We start from the raw sequence: 20,232 nt of genomic DNA, 5'->3' as shown, positions 1-20,232 counted from the left end.
GTGTTTTACGCAGGCGTTTGATCGAATCGATCAAACGTGGGGCGAAGTGTAGGCCAAAGGATCGGTTTTGACCAGTTCGATCATAAAAATGATTGAAATGGTCATTCGGTCACAATCCCGCGCGCGCGGCACCGGTTGCGCTATCGTATGGCTCCCGCTTTTCTTGTCCGTATGGAAACTGGAGCCCCCATGAGACTGATCGGCATGCTCGATTCCCCCTACGTGCGCCGCGCCGCGATCACGCTGCGGCTGCTGGGGTTGCCCTATGCGCTGGAGCAGGTGTCAGTGTTTCGCACCTTCGAGCAGTTTCGCGCGATCAATCCGGTGGTCAAGGCCCCCAGCCTGGTGTGCGACAACGGCGTGGTGCTGATGGATTCGACGCTGATCATCGACTACGCCGAGGCGCTGGCCGGCCGCAGCCTGATGCCGGCAGACCTGTCGGCGCGCCAGCGCGCGCTGCGCATCGTTGGCCTGTCGCTGGCGGCGTGCGAGAAGGCGGTGCAGCACGTGTACGAGCACAACCTGCGTCCCACCGACAAAGTGCATCAGCCGTGGGTAGAGCGCGTGGATGGCCAGTGCGCCAGCGCGTTCGCGCTGCTCGAAGACGAGATGAAATCGGTGCCGCTGCCGGCGGCCGAGCAGGACCTCGATCAGGCCGGTCTGACGGCGGCGGTGGTGTGGACATTCACGCAGGCCTTGCTCCCGGGGCGGGTCGATCCGGTGGCGCATCCGGCGCTTGCCGCATTCACGACGGCGGTCGAGACGTTTCCGACTTTCCGGGCATTGCCGCACGCCTGAACGCCAGATGTGATGCATTGACCGATCAATCGCGCGAATTCGTGGGCCGATTGTGCGATACCCCACCAAATCCCCCACAAACGGGTGATGTGGCGCTAGTCGCCTTGCATCACGATACGCGGCGGGGCGATAGGATCCTTGCCCCGCTACCACTTCTGCCCCGCGACCTCCCCGGCCTGCGGGGCTTTTTCCTTGTGGGGCCGACTGACACTTATCGCGCCTTCAGGATGGCCTCGATCTGCGCGGCAGCGTGGCGCAGCGGCGGCAGGTAGTGCTGTTCCAGATAGGCCTGGTCGCGGCTGCCCAGCACCATGCTCAGGCCCAGGCCGGCCACCACCTTGCCGGCCTGGTCGGTCAGCGGCACCGAAATCCCCGCAAATCCATCGACCAGTTCGCTGACCAGCGCGCAATAGCCATTGGCGCGCACTTCCGCCAGCTTGCGCGCCAGCGCCGGGCGGGAACTGATCGTGAACGGTGTCAGCTTGCGCAGTTCGGCGCGGTCCAGATAGGCGGCCAGGGCTTCGTCGTCGAGCCCGGCCAGCAGCACGCGCCCCAGCGAGTGCGCGTAGGCCGGCATGCGGCGGCCAATCGCCATGTCCACGCGCAGCAACTGGCTGGGTTCCTCGCGCGCCACCAGCACCACCGACTCGTGGTCCAGCATGCCGACCGAACAGCTTTCGCCGGCTTCGGCGCACAGCGCCTGCAGATAGGGGCGCGCCAGCTGCGGCAGGTTCATCGACGCAAAGTAGGCATAGCCAAGGTCCATGACCCGGGGCGTCAGCACGAACTGGCGGCCCTGCTGAGCCACGTAACCGTTGTGCGCCAGCGTCAGCAGCAGGCGGCGGGCGGCGGCACGCGTCAGGTCCAGTTGGTCCGCCACATCCTGCATGGTCAGGCGCTCGCTGCCGCTGGCGAACAGGCGCAGCAAGGCCAGGCCCTTGGTCAGGGAGTCGAGCAGTTCTTCCTTCCTGGGTGTGTCGATGGCGTCTTCGGTGGTCTGGGCGTTGCTGCGCGGCATGTCGGGATGGAACGGATCGAAGAGATCGAAGGGATCGAAGGGATCGAAGGGATCGAAGGGATCGAAACAAGGGGTTTCTGCGGGTCAGACCCGACTTGCGTCCGGCCGTCCGATCCGTATGATAGGTGTTCCGCGAACATTTGTTCGCAAAACGTGGATCCGTAGAAACCACGACAGAACAAGATTCAGGAGACGGCAATGAAGGTGATCACCACCGCGCAGGCGGCAGAACTCGTCCAGACCGGCTGGACCGTGGCCAGTGCGGGGTTTGTCGGCGCCGGCCATGCCGAGGGCGTGACCGAGGCGCTGGAGCAACGCTTTCTGCGCGATGGGCTGCCGCGCGACCTGACGCTGGTCTATTCCGCAGGGCAGGGCGACCGCGGCGCACGCGGGGTGAATCACTTCGGCAATGCCGGCATGACGCGCGCCATCGTCGGCGGGCACTGGCGTTCGGCCACGCGCCTGGCCACGCTGGCCATGAACGAGGATTGCGAGGGCTTCAACCTGCCGCAGGGCGTGCTTACGCACCTGTATCGCGCCATCGCCGGGGGCAAGCCCGGTGTGCTGACAAAGATCGGCCTGCACACGTTCGTGGACCCCCGTACGGCGCAGGACCCGCGCTACCACGGTGGCGCCGTCAACCAGCGGGCCCGCGACGCCATTGCGGCGGGCACCGCGAACTGGGTCGAGGCGGTGGACTTCCGGGGCGACGAATACCTGTTCTATCCGAGCTTCCGCATCGATTGCGCGCTGATCCGCTGCACGGCATCGGACCCGCGCGGCAACCTGAGCACCCATCGGGAGGCGTTCCACCACGAACTGCTGGCCATGGCGCAGGCGGCCCACAACTCGGGCGGCATCGTGATCGCGCAGGTCGAGTCGATCGTCGATCATCACGAGACGCTGCAGGCCGTTCACGTGCCCGGCATCCTGGTGGATTACGTGGTGGTCAGCGAGCAGCCCGCGCATCACCAGATGACGTTTGCCGAGACGTACAACGAGGCCTACGTGCGGCCGTGGCGCGGCGAGCGTGCCGATGCCGCCGAGAAGGCGAAGGAAGCGCAATCGCTGCCGGCCGCATCGGCCGCGCTGGACGCGCGCACCATCGTGCAGCGCCGCGCCGTGATGGAACTGGCCGCGCGCCGGCCGCGCGTGGTGAACCTGGGCGTGGGCATGCCGGCCGCCGTGGGCGCGCTGGCACACCAGGCCGGGCTCGACGGCTTCACGCTGACCGTCGAGGCCGGCCCCATCGGGGGCACGCCGGCCGATGGCCTGAGCTTTGGCGCGTCGGCCTATCCCGAGGCCGTGGTCGACCAGCCGGCGCAATTCGATTTCTACGAGGGCGGCGGCATCGACCTGGCCATCCTGGGCCTTGCCGAACTCGACGGCCACGGCAACGTGAACGTGAGCAAGTTCGGCGAAGGGGAGGGCGCGCTGATCGCCGGCGTGGGCGGCTTCATCAACATCACCCAGAGCGCCCGCGCGGTGGTCTTCATGGGCACGCTGACGGCCGGCGGGCTGGAGATCCGCGCCGAGGACGGTGCGCTGCGGATCGTCAAGGAAGGGCGCGTCAGGAAGATCGTGCCCGAGGTCTCGCACCTGAGCTTCAATGGCCCGTACGTGGCGTCGCTGGGCATTCCCGTGCTGTACGTGACCGAGCGCGCCGTGTTCGAGATGCGCGCCGATGCCAACGGCGATGCGCGCCTGACGCTGGTGGAAATCGCGCCGGGGGTCGATCTGCAGCGCGATGTGCTCGCCCAGTGCGCCACGCCCGTGGCGGTGGCCGCCGACCTGCGCACGATGGACGCACGGCTGTTCCATCGAGGGCCAATGCGGCTCTGAGCACATTAAAGAAACGACTAGAACGATTACGAGAAAGAGGCCCGCTGTACCGGGCCGATATTGGAGGAAGCACTGTGCAACACCGTCGTCAATCCCGTCGTCTGGCGCTGTCCGCGCTGGCCCTGGCAGCCGTGCTGCCGTTTGCATCGGCGTCCGCGCTGGCGCAACAGCACTACCCGGACAAGCCGATTCGCCTGGTGGTGCCGTTCCCCGCGGGCGGCCCGACCGACACGGCCGCGCGCATCATCGGCCAGAAGATGGGCGAGACGCTGAAGCAGACCATCGTCATCGACAACCGCCCCGGTGCCTCGGGCACCATCGGCACCGAAACCGTGGCCAAGGCGGCGCCCGATGGCTACACGCTGGTGATGCTGGCCACGCCCACGCTGCTGGCGCCGCACCTGCTGCCGCGCAAGAGCTACGACATCTTCAAGGACTTCACGCCGGTTGGTAACGCCTACGAGCTGCCGATCGTGATGGTCGTGAACCCGCAGTCGCTGCCAGATGTGACCGACCTGCAGTCGTACATCGCCAAGGCCAAGGCGGCTCCCGGCAAGATGAACTACACCAGCGCCGGCAACGGCAGCTTTGGCCATCTGTCCACCGAACTGCTGAAGAACCTGGGCCACTTCGACGTGCAGCACGTGCCGTACAAAGGGAGCGCGCCTGCGATTTCCGACCTGCTGGCTGGCCAGGTGCCGATGATGTTCTCGGACATGATCGCCGCGCTGCCGCATATCAAGGCTGGCAAGCTGCGTCCGATCGCGGTGGGGTCGAGCAAGCGCGTCACGTTTGCCCCGGAAGTGAAGACCGTGGCCGAGCAGGGCTTCCCGGGTTTCGACGCGTCGTCGTGGGGTGGCCTGCTGGTGCCGGCCGGCACGCCCAGGGACGTGGTGGCCAAGCTGTCCGACGCGCTCAAGGGCGCGCTGGCCGATCCGACCGTGCAGCAGAAGATGCTGGGCGCCGGCACGGTGGCGTCATACCTGCCGTCCGACCAGCTTGCCGCGCGCATGCAGAACGACTATGCCAAGTGGGGCAAGGTCATCAAGGACAACAACATCAAGAGCGACTGATGGCTGTCTGAAGCCGTTTTCCAGCCCGGCTTGCTTGATGCGGGTCAGACGGCGCGCAGTTTCCAGTGCTCGGCCCAGTGCCAGCCGTCGCCGCGGACGATGGCTTCCGATTCGGGGCGGATGCCCCGGCCTTGGCCCATCGTGTCGATGGTCAGCCCCCCGCCCAGGCCGAAAAAGCGGCTCGAAGTGCGCAGGAAACTGCGGCGGGTGGCGTCGGATGGGGGTGTTGCGGGCAGCGAGGGCAGGCGGGTCGTCATGGTCGAAGGCTTTGGGTGTCCATGTATGGACATGGCCGGGCGATATCCTCGCCAGCTTTTGTGACGCGTTGTTGACATTTCATTGACGTGTCAGACACCGATACTGCCCTTCCGCCCCCGTGTGCGCCCCCGGACTCTGGTGGTAGAATCCAAGTCTTTGATTTTCCGGGCAATTCATCTTTTCGCGCGTTTTCCCCCGCGCGCCGCCCGTTGAACCGTACCAGACGCGTGTCCGTTGCCTCGGCTCCGCGCCCTGCACCGACACCTCATTGATGACGATGACCAACACCCCAGACCAGACCCCAGCCGCAGAGCAGACGTTCGAAAGCTTCGGGCTGGACGCACGCATCCTGCGTGCCTTGTCCGACCAGGGCTACACCAAGCCCACGCCGATCCAGGCACAGGCCATTCCGGTGGTGCTGCTGGGCAAGGACGTCATGGGCGCCGCACAGACCGGCACCGGCAAGACCGCCGGCTTTGCCCTGCCGATCATCCAGCGCCTGCTGCCGATGGCCAACGCCAGCGCGTCGCCGGCGCGCCACCCGGTGCGTGCGCTGATGCTGACGCCCACGCGCGAACTGGCCGACCAGGTCTACGACAACGTGGCGCGCTACGCGCAGCACACCGACCTGCGCAGCACCGTGGTGTTCGGTGGCGTGGACATGAATCCGCAGACCGACGCGCTGCGCCGTGGCGTGGAAATCCTCGTGGCCACCCCGGGCCGCCTGCTCGATCACGTGCAGCAGAAATCGGTGAACCTGTCGCAGGTGCAGATGCTGGTGCTGGACGAGGCCGACCGCATGCTCGACATGGGCTTCCTGCCCGATCTGCAGCGCATCATCAACCTGCTGCCGGCGCAACGCCAGACGCTGCTGTTCTCGGCCACGTTCTCGCCCGAGATCAAGAAGCTGGCGTCGAGCTACCTGAAGCAACCGGTGACGATCGAAGTGGCGCGCAGCAACTCGACCAACGAGAACGTGCGCCAGGTGGTCTATTCCGTGCCGGACGGCCACAAGCAGGCCGCCGTGGTGCACCTGCTCAAGCAGCGTGCCGCCGGGCAGCAGTCGAAGCAGTGCATCGTGTTCGTGAACAGCAAGATCGGCTGCTCGCGGCTGGCACGCCATCTGGAACGCGAAGGCATCAACGCCGCCGCCATCCATGGCGACAAGACGCAGACCGAGCGCATGCAGACGCTCGACGGCTTCAAGAGCGGCACGATCGATGCGCTGGTGGCCACCGATGTGGCCGCGCGCGGCCTGGACATCCCGGCCATGCCGTGCGTGATCAACTTCGACCTGCCGTTCAGCGCCGAGGATTACGTCCACCGGATCGGCCGTACCGGTCGTGCCGGCGCCAGCGGCGATGCGCTGTCGATCCACGTGCCGGGCAACGATGACCGCCTGCTGGCCGATATCGAGAAGCTGATCAAGCGCAGCGTGCCGCGCGGCACGCTTGAAGGCTTCGACCCGACCGGCGAGCGTGCGCGCCAGGAAGAATCGGACCGTCGCCGCCAACGCTCGGACGTGCGCCGTGCGCGCGACAACGGCGGTGCCGGTGCCACGGGTGGCGCAGCCGGTGCGGCCGGTGGCAGCGGCGAGCGCGACGAATCGGCCCCGCGCCGCCGTCGTACCGAACCCAATGGCCGGCCGGCGTTCCGTCCGTCGGACGATCCGTTCTTCTCGCGTCCGTACGAGCCGTCGGGCAACTACACGCCGGCGCCGAAGGCCGAGGATCAGCTGGCCGCCGCGCTCACGCGTGGCCGTCAGGCGCCCAAGCGCCCGGTGGCGGCGTTGCTGGGCGGTGTGCCGCGCAAGTCGTAAGATCGCCAAGGCTTCACAAGCAAAATGGCCCGCTCAACGCGGGCCATTTTCATTTCGGGCGACGACGAGCGGGTCGGGTTCGATGGGCGGCGCGCTGCCTCACCGATCCAGCCACTGTTCCGCCCACTGCTCCGTGGCCGCCGCCAGCCAGGCCGTGACCGATGCTTCTCCGTTTACGATGCCCAGGTGCGCGCCGGCTTGCCGCAGCGCATCGAGCGGCGCGGCCGTGTCCAGCGCCTGCGCGCCGCTTTGCTTGCTCAGTTTTTCGCCCATCGCGTTGACCACCACCGGCACGTGCAGGTACGACGGCGTGGGCAGGCCCAGCAGGTGCTGCAGATGGATCTGGCGCGGCGTGGAGTCGAGCAGATCGGCGCCGCGCACGATGTGGGTAATGCCCTGTTCGGCATCGTCGACCACGACGGCCAGCTGATACGCCCAGAGCCCGTCGGCCCGGCGCAGCACGAAATCGCCAAGCTCGGTTTCCAGATTCTGGCACTGGCGCCGCTGCCAGCGATCGTCAAAGCAGATCGTGGCCGCGGGGCCGTCTGGCACGCGCACGCGCCACGCGCGCGGCAGCTTGCCATGCAGGCCATTGCGGCAGGTGCCCGGATAACCGAGCGTCTGGTGCCGCTCGCGCACGTGGATGAGCGAATCTGCGATTTCCTTGCGGGAGCAGCCGCATGGATACAGGCTGCCGGCGGCGTCCAGTTGCCGCAGTGCGTCGGCATAGCGCGACTCGCGGCGGCTTTGCCAGACCGGCGGCTCGTCGGGCCGCAGACCCAGCGCGTCGAGTGTGCGCAGGATGCCAGTGTCGGCATCCTTCACGCAGCGCGGGTAGTCAATGTCCTCGATCCGCACGAGCCAGTCGCCACCATGGGCGCGCGCGTCGAGCCAGCTGGCCAGCGCAGTCACCAGCGAACCGAGATGCAGCGGGCCGGTGGGAGAGGGGGCGAAGCGCCCCCGGTAACGTTGCGGCATGGTGCGGCGGACTTACTCGAACGACTCCGGTTGCTGCGGCGCCTGCTGCATCAAGGCCTGCGCCAGGCGGGGATCGTCGAGCTTGCTGGACCACCATTGCAGCGCCTTGCCGCGGGTGTTGGTGCGCCATGCCACCTTGAAGTTGCCGGGCGCGCGCACTTCCACGGTTTCGCGCACCTGCAGCACGCCGCTTTCGATATGGGGTTGTGCCATCGGCGCGGGCAGCCAGCCGCAGCCCAGGCCGCGGATCTGCGCTTCGAGCTTGTCGCGCATGGTGGGCACCACCAGCACGTCCTGGCCGGCCAGCACGCCATGGGTGCGCGCGGGCAGGTTGCGCGACGTATCTCCCACGGCCACGATGCGGTGCTTGGCAATCTGGATTGTCGTGAGCGGGCCTTCCTCGGTGGCCAGCGGATGATGCGCGGCCACGGCAAAGACAAACGGAATCGTGCCCAGCGGCCGCACCTGGAAGCCCTGGGTGCTCGGAATCTCGTACGCGCCGCCGATGATCAGGTCGGCCCGGTTGCTGACCAGTGCATCCCAGGTGCCGCCCAGCACTTCCTTGGCAAAGCGCAGCCGGGTGGCCGTGTTCTCGGCGTAGAAGTCCTGGATGACGGGCAGCAGGGCCCGGAAATTGACCAGATCGTCCACGGCGATATTCAGGCTGGCTTCCCAGCCGGTGGCCAGGCGCTTGACGCGCCGTGCCAGGTCGTCGGCCGCATGCAGCAGGTGGCGGCCTTCGTCCAGCAGCGCGCGGCCCGCCGGCGTCAGTTCGGCACGGTGCCGGCGGCGATCGAACAGCAGTACGTCGAGGTCTTCCTCGAGCTTGCGCACCACATAGGTCAGTGCGGAGGGCACCTTGCCCATTTCGTGGGCGGCGGCCGCAAAACTGCCTTTGCGCTCGATGGCGTCAAGGACTTCAAGGGATTCGAGTGACAGGGGCATATTCAGAATTTCTGAACAAGTGCTTCTAACGCGGTGCCCGCCAATATACTCCCGCTCCCCTAAACTGCCTAGCATCGAAACGCCGCCGGGCCCGCAGCCAAGAGCTGAAGGGTTCGATTCCAGGCCACAAGGAGGGCCATCAAAATGATTGAAATCCGTAAGTCTGAAGATCGCGGTTATGCAGACCATGGCTGGCTCAAGTCGTACCATACGTTCTCGTTTGCCGACTATTACGACCCGCGCCATATCCAGTTTGGCCCGCTCCGTGTTATCAACGAGGACCGTGTGGCGCCCGGCATGGGGTTTGGCACCCATGGCCATCGCGACATGGAAATCATCAGCTATGTGCTGGAAGGTGAACTTGCCCACAAGGACAGCATGGGCAACGGTAGCGTCATCCGTCCGGGCGACGTGCAGCGCATGAGCGCGGGCACGGGCGTACGCCACTCGGAGTACAACCATGCGGCAGACGCCACGACGCACTTCCTGCAGATCTGGATCATGCCGAACCAGCAGGGCATCGAGCCGGGCTACGAGGAAAAGACCTTCGACGCCACCGAAAAGCGGGGCCGCCTGCGCCTGGTGGGCAGCCCGGACGGCGCCGACGGCTCGGTGGTGATCCATCAGGACGTGCGCCTGTTTGCCGGCCTGATCGACGGTGACGAAGCGGCCACGCTGGCGCTGCAGCCGGGGCGCCAGGCCTACGTGCATGTGGCGCGCGGCCGGGTGACGGTCAATGGCCAGCCGCTGGAAACGGGCGACGCCGCCAAGCTTGCCGGCGAGGATGCCGTGAGCCTGGAAAAGGGCGCCGACGCCGAAGTGCTGGTGTTCGACCTGCCGGCGTGACCGGTGAAGTGCACTCCAAACGCCCGCCGCCCTGGCGGGCGTTTGCGTTGCGCGGCCGCCCGTTGCGCGGCTGTCAGTTGTTTACCCGTAACCAGTGCTTACAGGTACTTGGAACACTTGCCGCTATGCTATCGTCTGGCCTATCCGGCATGCGACCGCCGCGGCACACGCCGTGCGCCGATTAATCGTCACGCGATGACCTTCGTATCCATTCTCCTGGCGCTGATTGCCGAACAATTCCGGGCGCTCGGCCGGAACAATCCCATCTACGACATCGTGCGTGTGCTGGGTGACCGCGCCGAGCACGCCTTCGACACCGGTCGCCCGCGCGACGCCGCGCTGGCGTGGCTCACCGTTGTGCTGCCGCTCACGCTGGCCGTGGTGTTTGTCCACTACCTGCTGGCGTCGATCAGCGTGGCCCTGACCCTGGTCTGGAACGTCCTGCTGCTCTACCTGACGCTGGGCTTCCGCCAGTTCAGCCATTACTTCACCGACATTCACGAGGCGCTGAACCGGGACGATTTGCATACCGCCCGCACGCTGCTGCATGAATGGACCGGGCTCGACACGGTGGAAATGCCCGTCAGCGAGATTGTCCGCCACACGCTGGAAGCGGCCATCGTGGCTGTGCACCGCCATGTGTTCGGGGTGTTCTTCTGGTTCCTGGTGCCGATCGGCCCCGGCGGCGTGGTGCTGTATCGCACGGCCGAATTCCTGAATCGCCAGTGGAATACGCCGTCGAACGAACGCAGCCCGGCGCTGGGGCGTTTCGCCGCGCGCGCGTTCTACGTGCTGGACTGGGTGCCGTCGCGGCTGACGTCGATCGGGTTTGCCATCGTCGGCAATTTCGAGGACGCGGTCTACGCCTGGCGCAACCACGCGCGCAAGTGGAACGACGCGGTCAACGGCATCCTGCTGGCCAGTGGCGGCGGGGCGCTCGGCGTGCGGCTGGGCCAGCCGCTGGCCGAAGAGGATTCGAGCGTCATGCTGCGCACGAGCCTGGCTGGCGTGGACTACGCGCCGGGCATGAGCGAGGCCGAGCCGGTGCCGCCCGAGTTTGGCGCGGACCCCGGCGTCCGTACGCTGCAGTCGGCGGTGGGTCTGGTCTGGCGTGCCGTGATCCTGTGGATGTTGCTGCTGGCGATGATCTCGCTGGCCCTCTGGGTGGGCTGACCCCCGACGGACAAGGAAAAAGCGCCACGGTCGTGGCGCTTTTTTTATTCCCGGTGCGCGCCGCAGTGCCAGCATGCGGCGAATTGCGCCTCGTGCCATTCGCCGCAGCGGTGGCACTGCCAGCGTGGCCCCGGCGCGGGATTGGCCGCCGCATTGAGCGCGGCCCAGGCATCGGCCTCGGCCGCGTCGTCAAGAATCCAGACCTGCGGGGCGCTTTCATTGAGCGGGATATCGCCCGCCGCGCCGGCAAGCCAGGTGTTGCGGACTTCCGCGCGGATGCCGGCTGCATCCAGCACGTTCTGGCAATGCGCGGCATGGACCAGCGAAGGCGTCCTCAGCAGCAGTTTCATGTTGAAGCCGTGGCAGGCAGGGTGCTTTTACCTTACCACGGCCGGTGCCGATTGCCAGCCGGGGCTTACCACGGCTTCTGCTGACGCGATTCGTGCAGCAGCTGCGTATAGAGCTGGTGGCGGCGCGGCGAGATCGTGCCGTTGTCGATGGCGCCCAGCACGCCGCAGCCGGGCTCGTTGATGTGGTGGCAGTTATAGAAACGGCATTCGGTCAGCTGCGGCCGGAATTCCGGGAAGGCGCGCTCCAGCATGCCTTCGCTCAGGTGGTGCAGGCCGAATTCCTGGAAGCCCGGGGAATCGATCAGATAGCCGGGCTGGCCCTCGACCACGGCCCATTCGGCCGGCAGGTGATAGAGCCGCGTGAACGTGGTGGTGTGCTTGCCGGAGTCGAGCTTCGACGAAATCTCGCGCGTCTGGGCTTCCACGCCTGGAATCAGCAGGTTCAGCAGCGACGACTTGCCCATGCCCGACTGCCCGATGAGGATGCTGGACACCCCCGCAGTGCGCGGCTGCAGCGCGGCCAGGGCCTCGTCGGGGCGGCCATGGACGGACAGCTCCAGCGTGTCGTAGCCCAGATCCTGGTACAGCTTCAGGCGGCGGCGCGCGTCGTCGAGCCGCCCGGTCAGGTCGGTCTTGTTCAAGATCACCAGCGGGCGGATCTCCAGCGCCTCGGCCGACACCAGCGCGCGGCCCAGCAGATCCTCCGAAAAGCTCGGCTCGGTGGCCAGCACGATGATGACCTGGTCGATATTGGCCGCCAGCAGCTTCGACTTGAACTGGTCTGACCGGTACAGCAGGTTCTTGCGCGGATCGATGCCGGTGATCACCCCCTGGTCCACGGCGGCCAGTTCGATGCGCACGTGGTCGCCCACCGCCGCGTCGCTTTTCTTGCCGCGCGGGAAGGCATGCAGGTGGGAACCATCGGTGCGTTCCACCACGTAGTGGCGGCCATGCGCGGCGACGATCAGTGCGGATTCCGTAGCGGCCCCGTTGCCCTTGCCGGTGCCCCTGCCGGCGTTGTGATGGCGTGCGCTGCGGGTCATGCGTGCGACAGCAGGCGGTCGATCCGCTGGGCCGCGGGCGGATGCGAGTAGTAGAACGCGCTATAGATCGGGTCCGGCGTCAACGTGGACGCGTTGTCCTTGTACAGCTTCACCAGTGCGGACACCAGGTGCCCGGCATTGGTCTGGTGCGCGGCGAACTCGTCGGCCTCGAATTCATGCCGGCGCGACGACTGGCTGGCCAGCGGCCCCAAAATGAACGTGAACACCGGCAGCGCCAGGAAGAACAGCACCAGTGCCAGCGCATTGTTGCTGGCGCCGAAGTTCGGCAGCACACCCAGGCCCGTGTAGAACCACTCGCGGGTGGCCAGCCAGCCCAGGATGGCCAGGAACACCAGCGACAGCGCAAACGTGACCGCGATCATCTTGGCCACGTGGCGGCGCTTGAAGTGGCCCAGCTCGTGAGCCAGCACCGCCTCCACCTCCTCGCCGTCCAGGCGTTCCAGCAGCGTGTCGAAGAAAACGATGCGCTTGGCCGCGCCGAAGCCGGTGAAATAGGCGTTGCCATGCGCGCTGCGCCGGCTGCCGTCCATCACGAACAGGCCCTTGCTGGCGAATCCGCACTTGCGCAGCAGCGCCTCGATGCGCTCGCGCAGGCCTTCGTCGGCCAGTGGCTCGAACTTGTTGAACAGCGGGGCGATGTACGTGGGCACGATGACCTGCAGCAACAGGCTGAAGCCCACCCAGAGCAGCCAGGTGTAAAGCCACCAGTAGGGGCCGGCGCGATCCATCAGCCACAGCACGGCCAGCAGCAGCGGCAGGCCCAGCACGGTGGCCACTGCGGCCATCTTGGCCAGATCGGCCAGCCACAGTCCGAATGTCATCTTGTTGAACCCGAATCGCTGCTCGATCACGAATTGGCCGTACAGCGAGAAGGGCAGGTCGAACAGCCCGCCGATGATGGCCACGCTGGCGATCAGCGCCACGCCGTAGAAGTAGGCGTTGTCCGGGAAGGTATGGAGCCAGAACTGGTTCAGCGCGTGCAGGCCGCCCAGCATCGTGAAGCCGATCAGCACGGCGGCGCCGGTCAGCACTTCGAGCATCGACAGCCGGGTGCGGGCAATCGTGTAGTCCGCCGCCTTCTGGTGGGCGGACAGGGCGATGGTGTCGGCAAACCGCGCGGGCACGGCGCCGCGATGGCGCGCCACATGGCGGATCTGGCGCGAGGCGAGCCAGAGTTTGGTCAGCACCATGATGACCAGGGCGGCAAGAAAGATCAGCGTGAACATCGGCAAGCCTTGTTGACGATGGCGCGGCGCAGCAACGGGAAAGCCGAAGTGCGCGGCATGCCATCCGGGGCAGATATGCGAGAATTATAAATTGTTCGCCCCCGGCCACCCGCCGATCCGGGGCAATTCCTTTTCCAAGCCCATATCGAGCCGTACCGCCAGATGACAAGTCCCGCCGCATCCTCCGTCAAAAGTGAAAACAACCTTGTCTGGCTGGACATGGAAATGACCGGCCTGCAGCCGGATACCGACCGCATCATCGAGGTGGCGGTGGTGGTTACCGATTCCGAACTGAACATCCTGGCCGAGGGGCCGGTGCTGGTGATCCACCAGTCGGATGCCGTGCTCGACGGCATGGACAACTGGAACAAGGGCACGCACGGCCGCTCGGGCCTGATCGACAAGGTCAAGGCATCGACGCTGACCGAAGCCCAGGCCGAGGCCGAGCTGCTGGCCTTCCTGAAACGCTGGGTGCCGGCCAGCAAGTCGCCGATGTGCGGCAATTCGATCTGCCAGGACCGCCGCTTCATGGCGCGCTACATGCCCAAGCTCGAAGCGTTCTTCCACTATCGCAATCTCGACGTCTCGACGCTCAAGGAACTGTGCAAACGCTGGGAGCCCGCCATCCACAAGGGTTTCCAGAAGCGTCAGCTGCACACGGCGCTGGCTGACATCCTGGAATCGGTGGAAGAACTGCGCTACTACCGCCAGCACTTCATCAAGACGCCGGCCGAAGCGGCCGCCACGTTGCCGGCACCGGCAGCACCTGCCGCCCCCGCCGCCCCCGCCGCGTAACACCCTCTCAAGAACAAGAACCCGGCGGGCGGGCTCCACGACGGACCGGCCACGCCGCCTGAGTCCGTCCAGCCTCGCCCCTGCCATGTTCACGCGCATCGTCTCGATCATCACGCCGGTCATCCTGATCATCCTGATCGGGTGGATATACGGGCGGCGTGCCCATCCGGACATGGCGGGCATCAACAAGGCGATGCTCGAAGTGATCGCGCCGTTGCTGGTGGTATCGGCATTCATCAGCAAGGATTTCGTGCTGGCCGATCACCTCGTGCTGCTGGCCTGCGCCGTGGCCGTGGTCATCGGCTCGGGCGTCCTGGCCTGGGTGGTGGCCCGTATGAGCGGCGCCAATCCGCGCACGTTCGTGCCCCCGATGATGTTCAACAACTGCGGCAACATGGGGCTGCCGCTGTCGGTCTTTGCCTTCGGGCAGGTGGGCCTGGCGCCGGCCGCGGCGCTGTTCGCGGCTTCGAACCTGATGCATTTCACGATCGGCATGAAAATCGTGAACCGGCAGGCGTCGATGGCGCAGATCGCGCGCAATCCGATGGTGCTGGCCACCGTGGCCGGCGTGGCGCTGTCCTTGGCCAAACCGGTATTTGCGCTGCCCGGGCCGGTCTACGAATCGATCAAGCTGCTCGGCGATTCCACGGTGCCGCTGATGCTGTTCGCACTGGGTGTGCGGATGAAGGATGTGAGCCTGCGCAACTGGGGCATGGGCGTGCTGGGCGCCGTGGTCTGCCCGCTGGCCGGTATTGCTGTGGCGCTGCTGCTGGCATGGTGGGTGCCGATGACCGACCTGCAGCGCGGGCTGCTGTTCGTCTTCGCGTCGCTGCCGCCGGCAGTGCTGAATTTCCTGGTGGCCGATCATTTCCGGCAGGAACCCGACCAGGTGGCGTCGATCGTGCTGCTCGGCAATATCGCCGCCGTGGTGTTCGTGCCGATCGGGCTGTATCTGGGGCTGAAATAAAAAACGCCCTGCGCCGGGTGGGGCAGGGCGTCATCGGCATCGGCCGATCAGACCGTCGGGTTCGGCTTCGCGCGCAGCGCGCTTTTCGGCCGGAACGCCTTCACGATGGCTTCGTTGGTCTCCACATACGGGCCTCCGATCAGGTCGATGCAATAGGGCATCGCCGCAAACACGCCTTGCACGATCACGCGGCCTTCCACGTCGCGCAGGCCTTCCAGGGTCTCGCGAATGGCCTTGGGCTGGCCGGGCAGGTTGACGATCAGCGCCGCCCGGCTCGGCGTTTCGCGAATCACCGCCACCTGGCGCGACAGGATGGCCGTCGGCACGAAGTGCAGGCTCACTTGTCGCATCTGCTCGCCAAATCCCGGCATTTCCTTGGTACCCACGGCCAGCGTGGCCTCGGGCGTCACATCGCGCCGGGCCGGGCCCGTGCCGCCGGTGGTCAGCACCAGATCGCATCCGGCCACGTCGACCAGTTCGATCAGCGTGCGCGAAATCAGCGGCGCCTCATCGGGAATCAGCCGTTCCACGGCCTGCCACGGCGAGGTCAGCGTCTTGCCGAACCAGTCGCGCAGGGCCGGGATGCCCTCGTCCTGGTACGTGCCGGACGACGCCCGGTCCGAGATGGAAACGAAGCCGACCACCAGTTCGTCGGGGTGGTGACGGGAAACGGGGGCGGTCAGCGGCGGATTCATGCGTCGGGTTCCTTTGGGGTGTCTGTTGCGGCACTTTCGTCGCCATCATCGCCACCTTCCAGTGCGGCCTTGATGGCCTGGAACAGCTCGCGGTAGTACTTCGGCGGCTTGCCCAGTTCCTTTTCCTTGCGTGCGTTGCGGATGATGTTGCGGACCGACTGCACGTCCACGCCCGGGTGTTCGCCCAGGAATCTGGTCAGGTTGGCGTCGTCGGCCAGCAACAGTTCGCGCCAGCGTTCCATCAGGTGCATCTTGGCGGTCTCGGCCTTGCTGGTGCCCTTGAAGCCTTCCAGCGCGGCGCGGATGGCGGCCACTTCGTCGTCGTCCAGGCTGCGCATGACCTTGCCGACAAACTGCATCTGGCGGCGCTTGCCTTCGTGGCTGGTGATCTTGCGGGCAGCGTGGATGGCGTCCGCCAGCGACTCTGGCATCGGCACCCGCGCCAGGCGGTCTTTGGCCAGTGCCTCGAGTTCGGCGCCCAGGTCCTGCAGCTCGGTCATGTCGCGCTTGCGCTGCGACTTGCTCTTGGGCAGGTCGTCGTCGTCTTCCGGGGCAAAGGCGCCCGGGAAACGGCCGTTGGAGTTGTTACGGGTATTTCGCGTCATGGCCGGCATTTTATCTTGCTATGATTCCCGTTTGGACTTTTGATCACGCCCGCCCATATGAGCCAGACTGCCGAAAAGACCGCGCATTTCACCTATACCCAGGATCAGCTCAAGGCCATGGCGGCCGATGTGCTGCGCGTGGCACGCGAACTTGGCGCGACGGATGCCGCGACGGAGATCTCCGAAGGCGGTGGCCTGTCGGTGACGGTGCGCAAGGGGCAGGTGGAAACCATCGAGCAGAACCGCGACAAGGTGGTGGGCGTGACGGTCATGATCGGCCAGCGCCGCGGCAATGCCAGCACGTCGGATTTCTCGCCGGAGGCGCTGCGCGCGACGGCCGAGGCGGCGTACAACATCGCCCGCTTCACGGCCGAGGACGATTGCGCGGGCCTGGCCGAGGAAGGGCTGCTCGAACGCAACCCGCAGGATCTGGACCTGTTCCACCCGTGGGACATCGACGCCGAGGGTGCCATCGACATTGCGTGCCGTGCCGAGGCGGCGTCGTTCGCGGTGTCGCCGAAGATCAAGAACAGCGATGGCGCCAGCGTTTCGGCCCAGCATTCGCAGTTCGTGCTGGCCACGTCGCGCGGCTTCGTGGGCGGCTACCCGTATTCGCGCCATTTCATCTCGGCGGCGCCGATCGCCGGGTCCGGCGGCGGCATGCAGCGCGACGACTGGTATTCGTCCAAGCGGTCGCCGCTGGCGCTGGCCGAGCCCGAGGCCATTGGCCGCTATGCCGCCGAGCGCGCGCTGGCCCGCCTGAATGCCCGCAAGCTGTCCACGCGCAAGTGCCCGGTGCTGTTCGAGGCGCCGCTGGCGGCCGGCCTGCTCGGCGCCTTCGTGCAGGCGGTGTCGGGCGGCGCGCTGTACCGCAAGTCGACGTTCCTGTACGACTCGCTGGGCAAGGCCGTGTTCTCGCCCGATATCCAGATCAATGAGCAGCCGCACGTGCCGGGCGCCATGGGCAGCGCCCCGTTCGACGAGGAAGGGGTGCGCACGCAGGCCCGCCAGGTGGTGCGCGACGGCGTGGTGCAGGGCTATTTCCTGTCGACCTATTCGGCGCGCAAACTCGGCATGCAGACCACCGGCAACGCGGGCGGCTCGCACAACCTGACGCTGACCAGCTCGAAGACGCAACCGGGCGACGACTTCGCCGGCATGCTGAAGAAGATGGGCACCGGCCTGCTGGTGACCGAGCTGATGGGGCAGGGCGTGAACTACGTGACGGGCGACTACTCGCGCGGCGCGTCGGGCTACTGGGTGGAAAACGGGGTGATCCAGTACCCGGTGGAGGAAATCACGATCGCCGGCAACATGGTCGAGATGTTCAGGCAGATCGTTGGTATCGGCGCCGACGCGCTGGTGCGCGGCACCAAGGAAACCGGGTCGATCCTGATCGAGCAGATGACGATTGCCGGCAACTGATTCCGGCATTCGGCCAAACGCAAACGGCGCCCGAGGGCGCCGTTTTTCATGGTCGGACGGGTGGGGTCATTCCTCGCCGGACGGCGGGCGTTCGTAGGTGACGAACGCATAGTCGAACGCGTTGGCCGCCGAATGGTGGGTTTCGCGCGCAACCTCCACCCACTTCGACAGGTCGATGGCCGGGAAGTGGGCGTCGCCTTCCACGTCAGCATCGATCTCGGTGACGATCAGGCGATCCGCACTGGGCAGGGCCTCCGCGTACAGCTGCGCGCCACCGATCAGGAACACCTGTTCCACGCCCACGCACAGGCGCTGGGCGTCCTCCAGCGAGCCCACCACCTCGGCGCCTTCCAGGTGCAGGGCGGGGTTGCGGCTCACCACGATATTGCGGCGGCCCGGCAGCGGCCGGCCGATCGAATCCCAGGTCTTGCGGCCCATGATGATCGGCGCGCCCAGCGTGGTGCGCTTGAAATGCTGCAGGTCCTCGGGCAGGCGCCACGGCAGCGTGTTGTCGCGGCCGATCACGCCATTGCGCGCCCGCGCGACGATCAGGGTCAGCAGCGTCATACGGCCACCGGCGCCTTGATCGCGGGGTGCGATTCGTAGCCCACCAGTTCGAAGTCGTCGTACTGGTAGCCGAAGATGCTGTCGGGACGCCGCTTGATCTTCAGCGTCGGCAGCTTCATTGGCGCGCGCGACAACTGCGTCTGCACCTGTTCGAAGTGGTTGCTGTAGATGTGGCAGTCGCCGCCCGTCCAGACGAAGTCGCCCACGCCCAGGTCGCACTGCTGCGCGATCATGTGCGTCAGCAACGCGTAGCTGGCGATATTGAACGGCACGCCCAGGAAGATGTCCGCGCTGCGCTGGTACAACTGGCAGCTCAGCTTGCCGTCGGCCACGTAGAACTGGAAGAACGCGTGGCAGGGCGGCAGCTTCATTTGCGGGATCTCGCCCACGTTCCAGGCCGACACGATCAGACGGCGCGAGTCGGGGTTGTTGCGGATCTGCTGCACCACCTCGCTGATCTGGTCGATATGGCGGCCGTCCGGCGTTGGCCAGGCGCGCCACTGGTAGCCGTAGACCGGGCCCAGCTCGCCGTTGGCGTCGGCCCATTCGTCCCAGATCGTGACGCCGTTGTCTTTCAGGTACTTGATGTTGGTCGATCCCTGCAGGAACCACAGCAGTTCGTGGATGATCGACTTCAGGTGCAGCTTCTTGGTGGTGACGACCGGAAAGCCTTCGTTCAGGTCGAAGCGCATCTGGTAGCCGAACACCGAGCGCGTGCCGGTGCCGGTGCGATCGGACTTTTCGGTGCCATGCTCGAAAACATGGCGCATGAAGTCGAGGTACTGTTTCATCGGCGCGGGGTAGAAATGTGATGTCGGCTTGCGGGCCGTAAAGCGGGGATTTTAGCCTGAAAGCAAAAAGCCGCCCGAAGGCGGCCTTTTGCGTTTCCCGGCAATTGCGGTCAGCCCGGGTCAGTGGCTTTCCACCGGCTTCTGGCTGCTGTCGCGACGCTTCTGGGTCAGGTAGCCCGCACCCAGCACGCCACCGATGATCACCAGGTACAGCCCCCACTTGATGGCGGGCTGTGCCTCGAAGAAGGCCTTGGTGATCGGCTCGCCCAGGATCATCTTGACGGCGGTGAAGGCCAGCACGCCGGCACCGATGTAGATGATCGACGGATAGCGCGACATCAGCTTGAGCACCAGGCTCGAACCCCAGACCACGATCGGGATACTGATCAGCAGGCCCAGCACCACCAGCAGGAAGCTGCCGTGGGCGGCGCCGGCCACGGCCAGCACGTTGTCCACGCCCATCACCGCGTCGGCAATGATGATGGTCTTCATGGCACCCATCAGCGTGGCCGCGCCGGCGCCGTGCTCGTCGCCGTCGTTCTCGGCGGCCAGCAGCTTGTAGGCGATCCAGACCAGCGCCAGGCCGCCAACCAGCAGCAGGCCAGGGATCTTGAGCAGCCAGACCACGCCAATCGTCATGGCCGAACGGACCACGACGGCACCGATGGTGCCCCAGACAATGGCTTTCTTCTGCAGGTGCGGCGGCAGGTTGCGCGCCGCGAGGGCTATCACGATGGCGTTGTCGCCAGCCAGGACCAGGTCAATGACGACGATCGACAGCAGGGCTGTCAGGAACTGCATCGTGAACAGATCGGTAAACCACTCCATGTACGCTCCTCAGGTACGAAAAAGCTGCAGGCCATCGAGCCAGCAAGGGATTTTTGTTGCACCTGGGATTTACAGCGAGCGCCGGAAGTGATCGGGGGCGCCTTTGCAAACCGTAAAAACCAGGTGTGCAAAGGTCTTGCTCGACTGACTGGCGCGGAATGCGCGCCAG

At 66.1% G+C, this 20,232-nt stretch carries 21 protein-coding genes; 9 read left to right on the top strand and 12 right to left on the bottom strand.

The window, feature by feature from the left end; genetic code table 11:
- Window positions 1-189: 189 nt before the first annotated feature.
- A complete protein-coding gene (locus AC3FJ6_RS02500; RefSeq protein ID WP_488770548.1) occupies window positions 190-798 on the top strand; it encodes a glutathione S-transferase family protein in 609 nt (202 codons plus the stop codon).
- 211 nt (window positions 799-1,009) lie between these two features.
- Here AC3FJ6_RS02500 and AC3FJ6_RS02495 read toward each other — a convergent pair whose 3' ends face one another.
- Window positions 1,010-1,816 (bottom strand): IclR family transcriptional regulator domain-containing protein, encoded by an 807-nt coding sequence (locus tag AC3FJ6_RS02495; protein ID WP_488770547.1) that lies wholly within the window; start codon window positions 1,814-1,816, stop codon window positions 1,010-1,012.
- Between the two features lie 198 nt (window positions 1,817-2,014).
- On the opposite strand from AC3FJ6_RS02495, the gene AC3FJ6_RS02490 reads away from it, so the two are divergent.
- On the top strand, window positions 2,015-3,658 hold the full coding sequence (locus AC3FJ6_RS02490; RefSeq protein ID WP_488770546.1) for an acyl CoA:acetate/3-ketoacid CoA transferase: 1,644 nt from the start codon (window positions 2,015-2,017) through the stop codon (window positions 3,656-3,658).
- A gap of 74 nt (window positions 3,659-3,732) precedes the next feature.
- A complete protein-coding gene (locus AC3FJ6_RS02485; protein ID WP_400393912.1) occupies window positions 3,733-4,731 on the top strand; it encodes a Bug family tripartite tricarboxylate transporter substrate binding protein in 999 nt (332 codons plus the stop codon).
- A 44-nt stretch (window positions 4,732-4,775) separates the two neighbouring features.
- Here the strand turns inward: AC3FJ6_RS02485 and AC3FJ6_RS02480 are convergent, their stop codons facing one another.
- Window positions 4,776-4,988 (bottom strand): hypothetical protein, encoded by a 213-nt coding sequence (locus AC3FJ6_RS02480; protein WP_488770545.1) that lies wholly within the window; start codon window positions 4,986-4,988, stop codon window positions 4,776-4,778.
- 272 nt (window positions 4,989-5,260) lie between these two features.
- On the opposite strand from AC3FJ6_RS02480, the gene AC3FJ6_RS02475 reads away from it, so the two are divergent.
- Complete coding sequence (locus AC3FJ6_RS02475) at window positions 5,261-6,808, top strand: DEAD/DEAH box helicase (protein ID WP_488770544.1); 1,548 nt, start codon at window positions 5,261-5,263, stop codon at window positions 6,806-6,808.
- Between the two features lie 99 nt (window positions 6,809-6,907).
- Here AC3FJ6_RS02475 and gluQRS read toward each other — a convergent pair whose 3' ends face one another.
- Window positions 6,908-7,786, bottom strand: coding sequence for a tRNA glutamyl-Q(34) synthetase GluQRS (gene gluQRS / locus AC3FJ6_RS02470; RefSeq protein WP_488770543.1), 879 nt, complete (start codon window positions 7,784-7,786; stop codon window positions 6,908-6,910).
- 12 nt (window positions 7,787-7,798) lie between these two features.
- Window positions 7,799-8,731 (bottom strand): LysR family transcriptional regulator, encoded by a 933-nt coding sequence (locus AC3FJ6_RS02465; protein ID WP_066731515.1) that lies wholly within the window; start codon window positions 8,729-8,731, stop codon window positions 7,799-7,801.
- A 144-nt stretch (window positions 8,732-8,875) separates the two neighbouring features.
- Here AC3FJ6_RS02465 and AC3FJ6_RS02460 point away from each other — a divergent pair, with 144 nt between their 5' ends.
- A complete protein-coding gene (locus AC3FJ6_RS02460; RefSeq protein WP_153945522.1) occupies window positions 8,876-9,577 on the top strand; it encodes a pirin family protein in 702 nt (233 codons plus the stop codon).
- A 195-nt stretch (window positions 9,578-9,772) separates the two neighbouring features.
- Window positions 9,773-10,750: a CobD/CbiB family protein gene (locus AC3FJ6_RS02455; protein WP_488770542.1), complete on the top strand. Its 978-nt coding sequence runs from the start codon at window positions 9,773-9,775 to the stop codon at window positions 10,748-10,750.
- 44 nt (window positions 10,751-10,794) lie between these two features.
- Here AC3FJ6_RS02455 and AC3FJ6_RS02450 read toward each other — a convergent pair whose 3' ends face one another.
- The 3 genes from AC3FJ6_RS02450 to AC3FJ6_RS02440 all read right to left on the bottom strand — a co-directional run bounded on the left by AC3FJ6_RS02450 (window position 10,795) and on the right by AC3FJ6_RS02440 (window position 13,390).
- Complete coding sequence (locus AC3FJ6_RS02450) at window positions 10,795-11,100, bottom strand: putative signal transducing protein (RefSeq protein ID WP_153945521.1); 306 nt, start codon at window positions 11,098-11,100, stop codon at window positions 10,795-10,797.
- 65 nt (window positions 11,101-11,165) lie between these two features.
- Window positions 11,166-12,143, bottom strand: coding sequence for a ribosome small subunit-dependent GTPase A (gene rsgA / locus AC3FJ6_RS02445; RefSeq protein ID WP_488770541.1), 978 nt, complete (start codon window positions 12,141-12,143; stop codon window positions 11,166-11,168).
- Window positions 12,140-13,390, bottom strand: a complete 1,251-nt coding sequence (locus AC3FJ6_RS02440; protein WP_488770540.1) for a M48 family metallopeptidase — start codon at window positions 13,388-13,390, stop codon at window positions 12,140-12,142. The genes rsgA and AC3FJ6_RS02440 overlap by 4 nt, the downstream gene beginning before the upstream one ends.
- A gap of 162 nt (window positions 13,391-13,552) precedes the next feature.
- On the opposite strand from AC3FJ6_RS02440, the gene orn reads away from it, so the two are divergent.
- The gene (gene orn, locus AC3FJ6_RS02435) at window positions 13,553-14,185 is read left to right on the top strand and encodes an oligoribonuclease (RefSeq protein WP_488770539.1); all 633 of its coding nucleotides are present in this window, start codon (window positions 13,553-13,555) and stop codon (window positions 14,183-14,185) included.
- Between the two features lie 85 nt (window positions 14,186-14,270).
- Complete coding sequence (locus AC3FJ6_RS02430) at window positions 14,271-15,152, top strand: AEC family transporter (RefSeq protein WP_488770538.1); 882 nt, start codon at window positions 14,271-14,273, stop codon at window positions 15,150-15,152.
- Window positions 15,153-15,199: 47 nt separating this feature from the next.
- Here the strand turns inward: AC3FJ6_RS02430 and mog are convergent, their stop codons facing one another.
- Both mog and yjgA read right to left on the bottom strand, forming a co-directional pair.
- The gene (gene mog, locus AC3FJ6_RS02425) at window positions 15,200-15,847 is read right to left on the bottom strand and encodes a molybdopterin adenylyltransferase (protein ID WP_400391844.1); all 648 of its coding nucleotides are present in this window, start codon (window positions 15,845-15,847) and stop codon (window positions 15,200-15,202) included.
- The gene (gene yjgA / locus AC3FJ6_RS02420) at window positions 15,844-16,461 is read right to left on the bottom strand and encodes a ribosome biogenesis factor YjgA (protein WP_488770537.1); all 618 of its coding nucleotides are present in this window, start codon (window positions 16,459-16,461) and stop codon (window positions 15,844-15,846) included. The genes mog and yjgA overlap by 4 nt, the downstream gene beginning before the upstream one ends.
- A gap of 48 nt (window positions 16,462-16,509) precedes the next feature.
- Between yjgA and pmbA the strand changes: the two genes are divergently transcribed.
- Window positions 16,510-17,877: a metalloprotease PmbA gene (gene pmbA, locus AC3FJ6_RS02415; RefSeq protein WP_488770536.1), complete on the top strand. Its 1,368-nt coding sequence runs from the start codon at window positions 16,510-16,512 to the stop codon at window positions 17,875-17,877.
- Between the two features lie 66 nt (window positions 17,878-17,943).
- Here pmbA and AC3FJ6_RS02410 read toward each other — a convergent pair whose 3' ends face one another.
- The 3 genes from AC3FJ6_RS02410 to AC3FJ6_RS02400 all read right to left on the bottom strand — a co-directional run bounded on the left by AC3FJ6_RS02410 (window position 17,944) and on the right by AC3FJ6_RS02400 (window position 20,063).
- On the bottom strand, window positions 17,944-18,444 hold the full coding sequence (locus tag AC3FJ6_RS02410) for a dihydrofolate reductase (RefSeq protein WP_488770535.1): 501 nt from the start codon (window positions 18,442-18,444) through the stop codon (window positions 17,944-17,946).
- Complete coding sequence (locus AC3FJ6_RS02405) at window positions 18,441-19,235, bottom strand: thymidylate synthase (protein WP_488770534.1); 795 nt, start codon at window positions 19,233-19,235, stop codon at window positions 18,441-18,443. Before AC3FJ6_RS02405 ends, AC3FJ6_RS02410 begins: the two co-directional genes overlap by 4 nt.
- 120 nt (window positions 19,236-19,355) lie before the next feature.
- A complete protein-coding gene (locus AC3FJ6_RS02400; RefSeq protein WP_488770533.1) occupies window positions 19,356-20,063 on the bottom strand; it encodes a TerC family protein in 708 nt (235 codons plus the stop codon).
- Window positions 20,064-20,232 lie beyond the last annotated feature (169 nt).

Source organism: Cupriavidus sp. 94F1 (assembly GCF_057798875.1).
Note: the sequence above shows the minus strand (reverse complement) of the source record. Positions and strands in the feature narration are given on the sequence as shown.

Bases quoted from the DNA above. Each gene is read 5' to 3' on its own strand.
- AC3FJ6_RS02500 (WP_488770548.1), top strand. From the start codon at position 190: ATGAGACTGATCGGCATGCTCGATTCCCCCTACGTGCGCCGCGCCGCG.
- AC3FJ6_RS02495 (WP_488770547.1), bottom strand. From the start codon at position 1,816: ATGCCGCGCAGCAACGCCCAGACCACCGAAGACGCCATCGACACACCC.
- AC3FJ6_RS02490 (WP_488770546.1), top strand. From the start codon at position 2,015: ATGAAGGTGATCACCACCGCGCAGGCGGCAGAACTCGTCCAGACCGGC.
- AC3FJ6_RS02480 (WP_488770545.1), bottom strand. From the start codon at position 4,988: ATGACGACCCGCCTGCCCTCGCTGCCCGCAACACCCCCATCCGACGCC.
- AC3FJ6_RS02475 (WP_488770544.1), top strand. From the start codon at position 5,261: ATGACGATGACCAACACCCCAGACCAGACCCCAGCCGCAGAGCAGACG.
- gluQRS (WP_488770543.1), bottom strand. From the start codon at position 7,786: ATGCCGCAACGTTACCGGGGGCGCTTCGCCCCCTCTCCCACCGGCCCG.
- AC3FJ6_RS02465 (WP_066731515.1), bottom strand. From the start codon at position 8,731: ATGCCCCTGTCACTCGAATCCCTTGAAGTCCTTGACGCCATCGAGCGC.
- AC3FJ6_RS02460 (WP_153945522.1), top strand. From the start codon at position 8,876: ATGATTGAAATCCGTAAGTCTGAAGATCGCGGTTATGCAGACCATGGC.
- AC3FJ6_RS02455 (WP_488770542.1), top strand. From the start codon at position 9,773: ATGACCTTCGTATCCATTCTCCTGGCGCTGATTGCCGAACAATTCCGG.
- AC3FJ6_RS02450 (WP_153945521.1), bottom strand. From the start codon at position 11,100: ATGAAACTGCTGCTGAGGACGCCTTCGCTGGTCCATGCCGCGCATTGC.
- rsgA (WP_488770541.1), bottom strand. From the start codon at position 12,143: ATGACCCGCAGCGCACGCCATCACAACGCCGGCAGGGGCACCGGCAAG.
- AC3FJ6_RS02440 (WP_488770540.1), bottom strand. From the start codon at position 13,390: ATGTTCACGCTGATCTTTCTTGCCGCCCTGGTCATCATGGTGCTGACC.
- orn (WP_488770539.1), top strand. From the start codon at position 13,553: ATGACAAGTCCCGCCGCATCCTCCGTCAAAAGTGAAAACAACCTTGTC.
- AC3FJ6_RS02430 (WP_488770538.1), top strand. From the start codon at position 14,271: ATGTTCACGCGCATCGTCTCGATCATCACGCCGGTCATCCTGATCATC.
- mog (WP_400391844.1), bottom strand. From the start codon at position 15,847: ATGAATCCGCCGCTGACCGCCCCCGTTTCCCGTCACCACCCCGACGAA.
- yjgA (WP_488770537.1), bottom strand. From the start codon at position 16,461: ATGCCGGCCATGACGCGAAATACCCGTAACAACTCCAACGGCCGTTTC.
- pmbA (WP_488770536.1), top strand. From the start codon at position 16,510: ATGAGCCAGACTGCCGAAAAGACCGCGCATTTCACCTATACCCAGGAT.
- AC3FJ6_RS02410 (WP_488770535.1), bottom strand. From the start codon at position 18,444: ATGACGCTGCTGACCCTGATCGTCGCGCGGGCGCGCAATGGCGTGATC.
- AC3FJ6_RS02405 (WP_488770534.1), bottom strand. From the start codon at position 19,235: ATGAAACAGTACCTCGACTTCATGCGCCATGTTTTCGAGCATGGCACC.
- AC3FJ6_RS02400 (WP_488770533.1), bottom strand. From the start codon at position 20,063: ATGGAGTGGTTTACCGATCTGTTCACGATGCAGTTCCTGACAGCCCTG.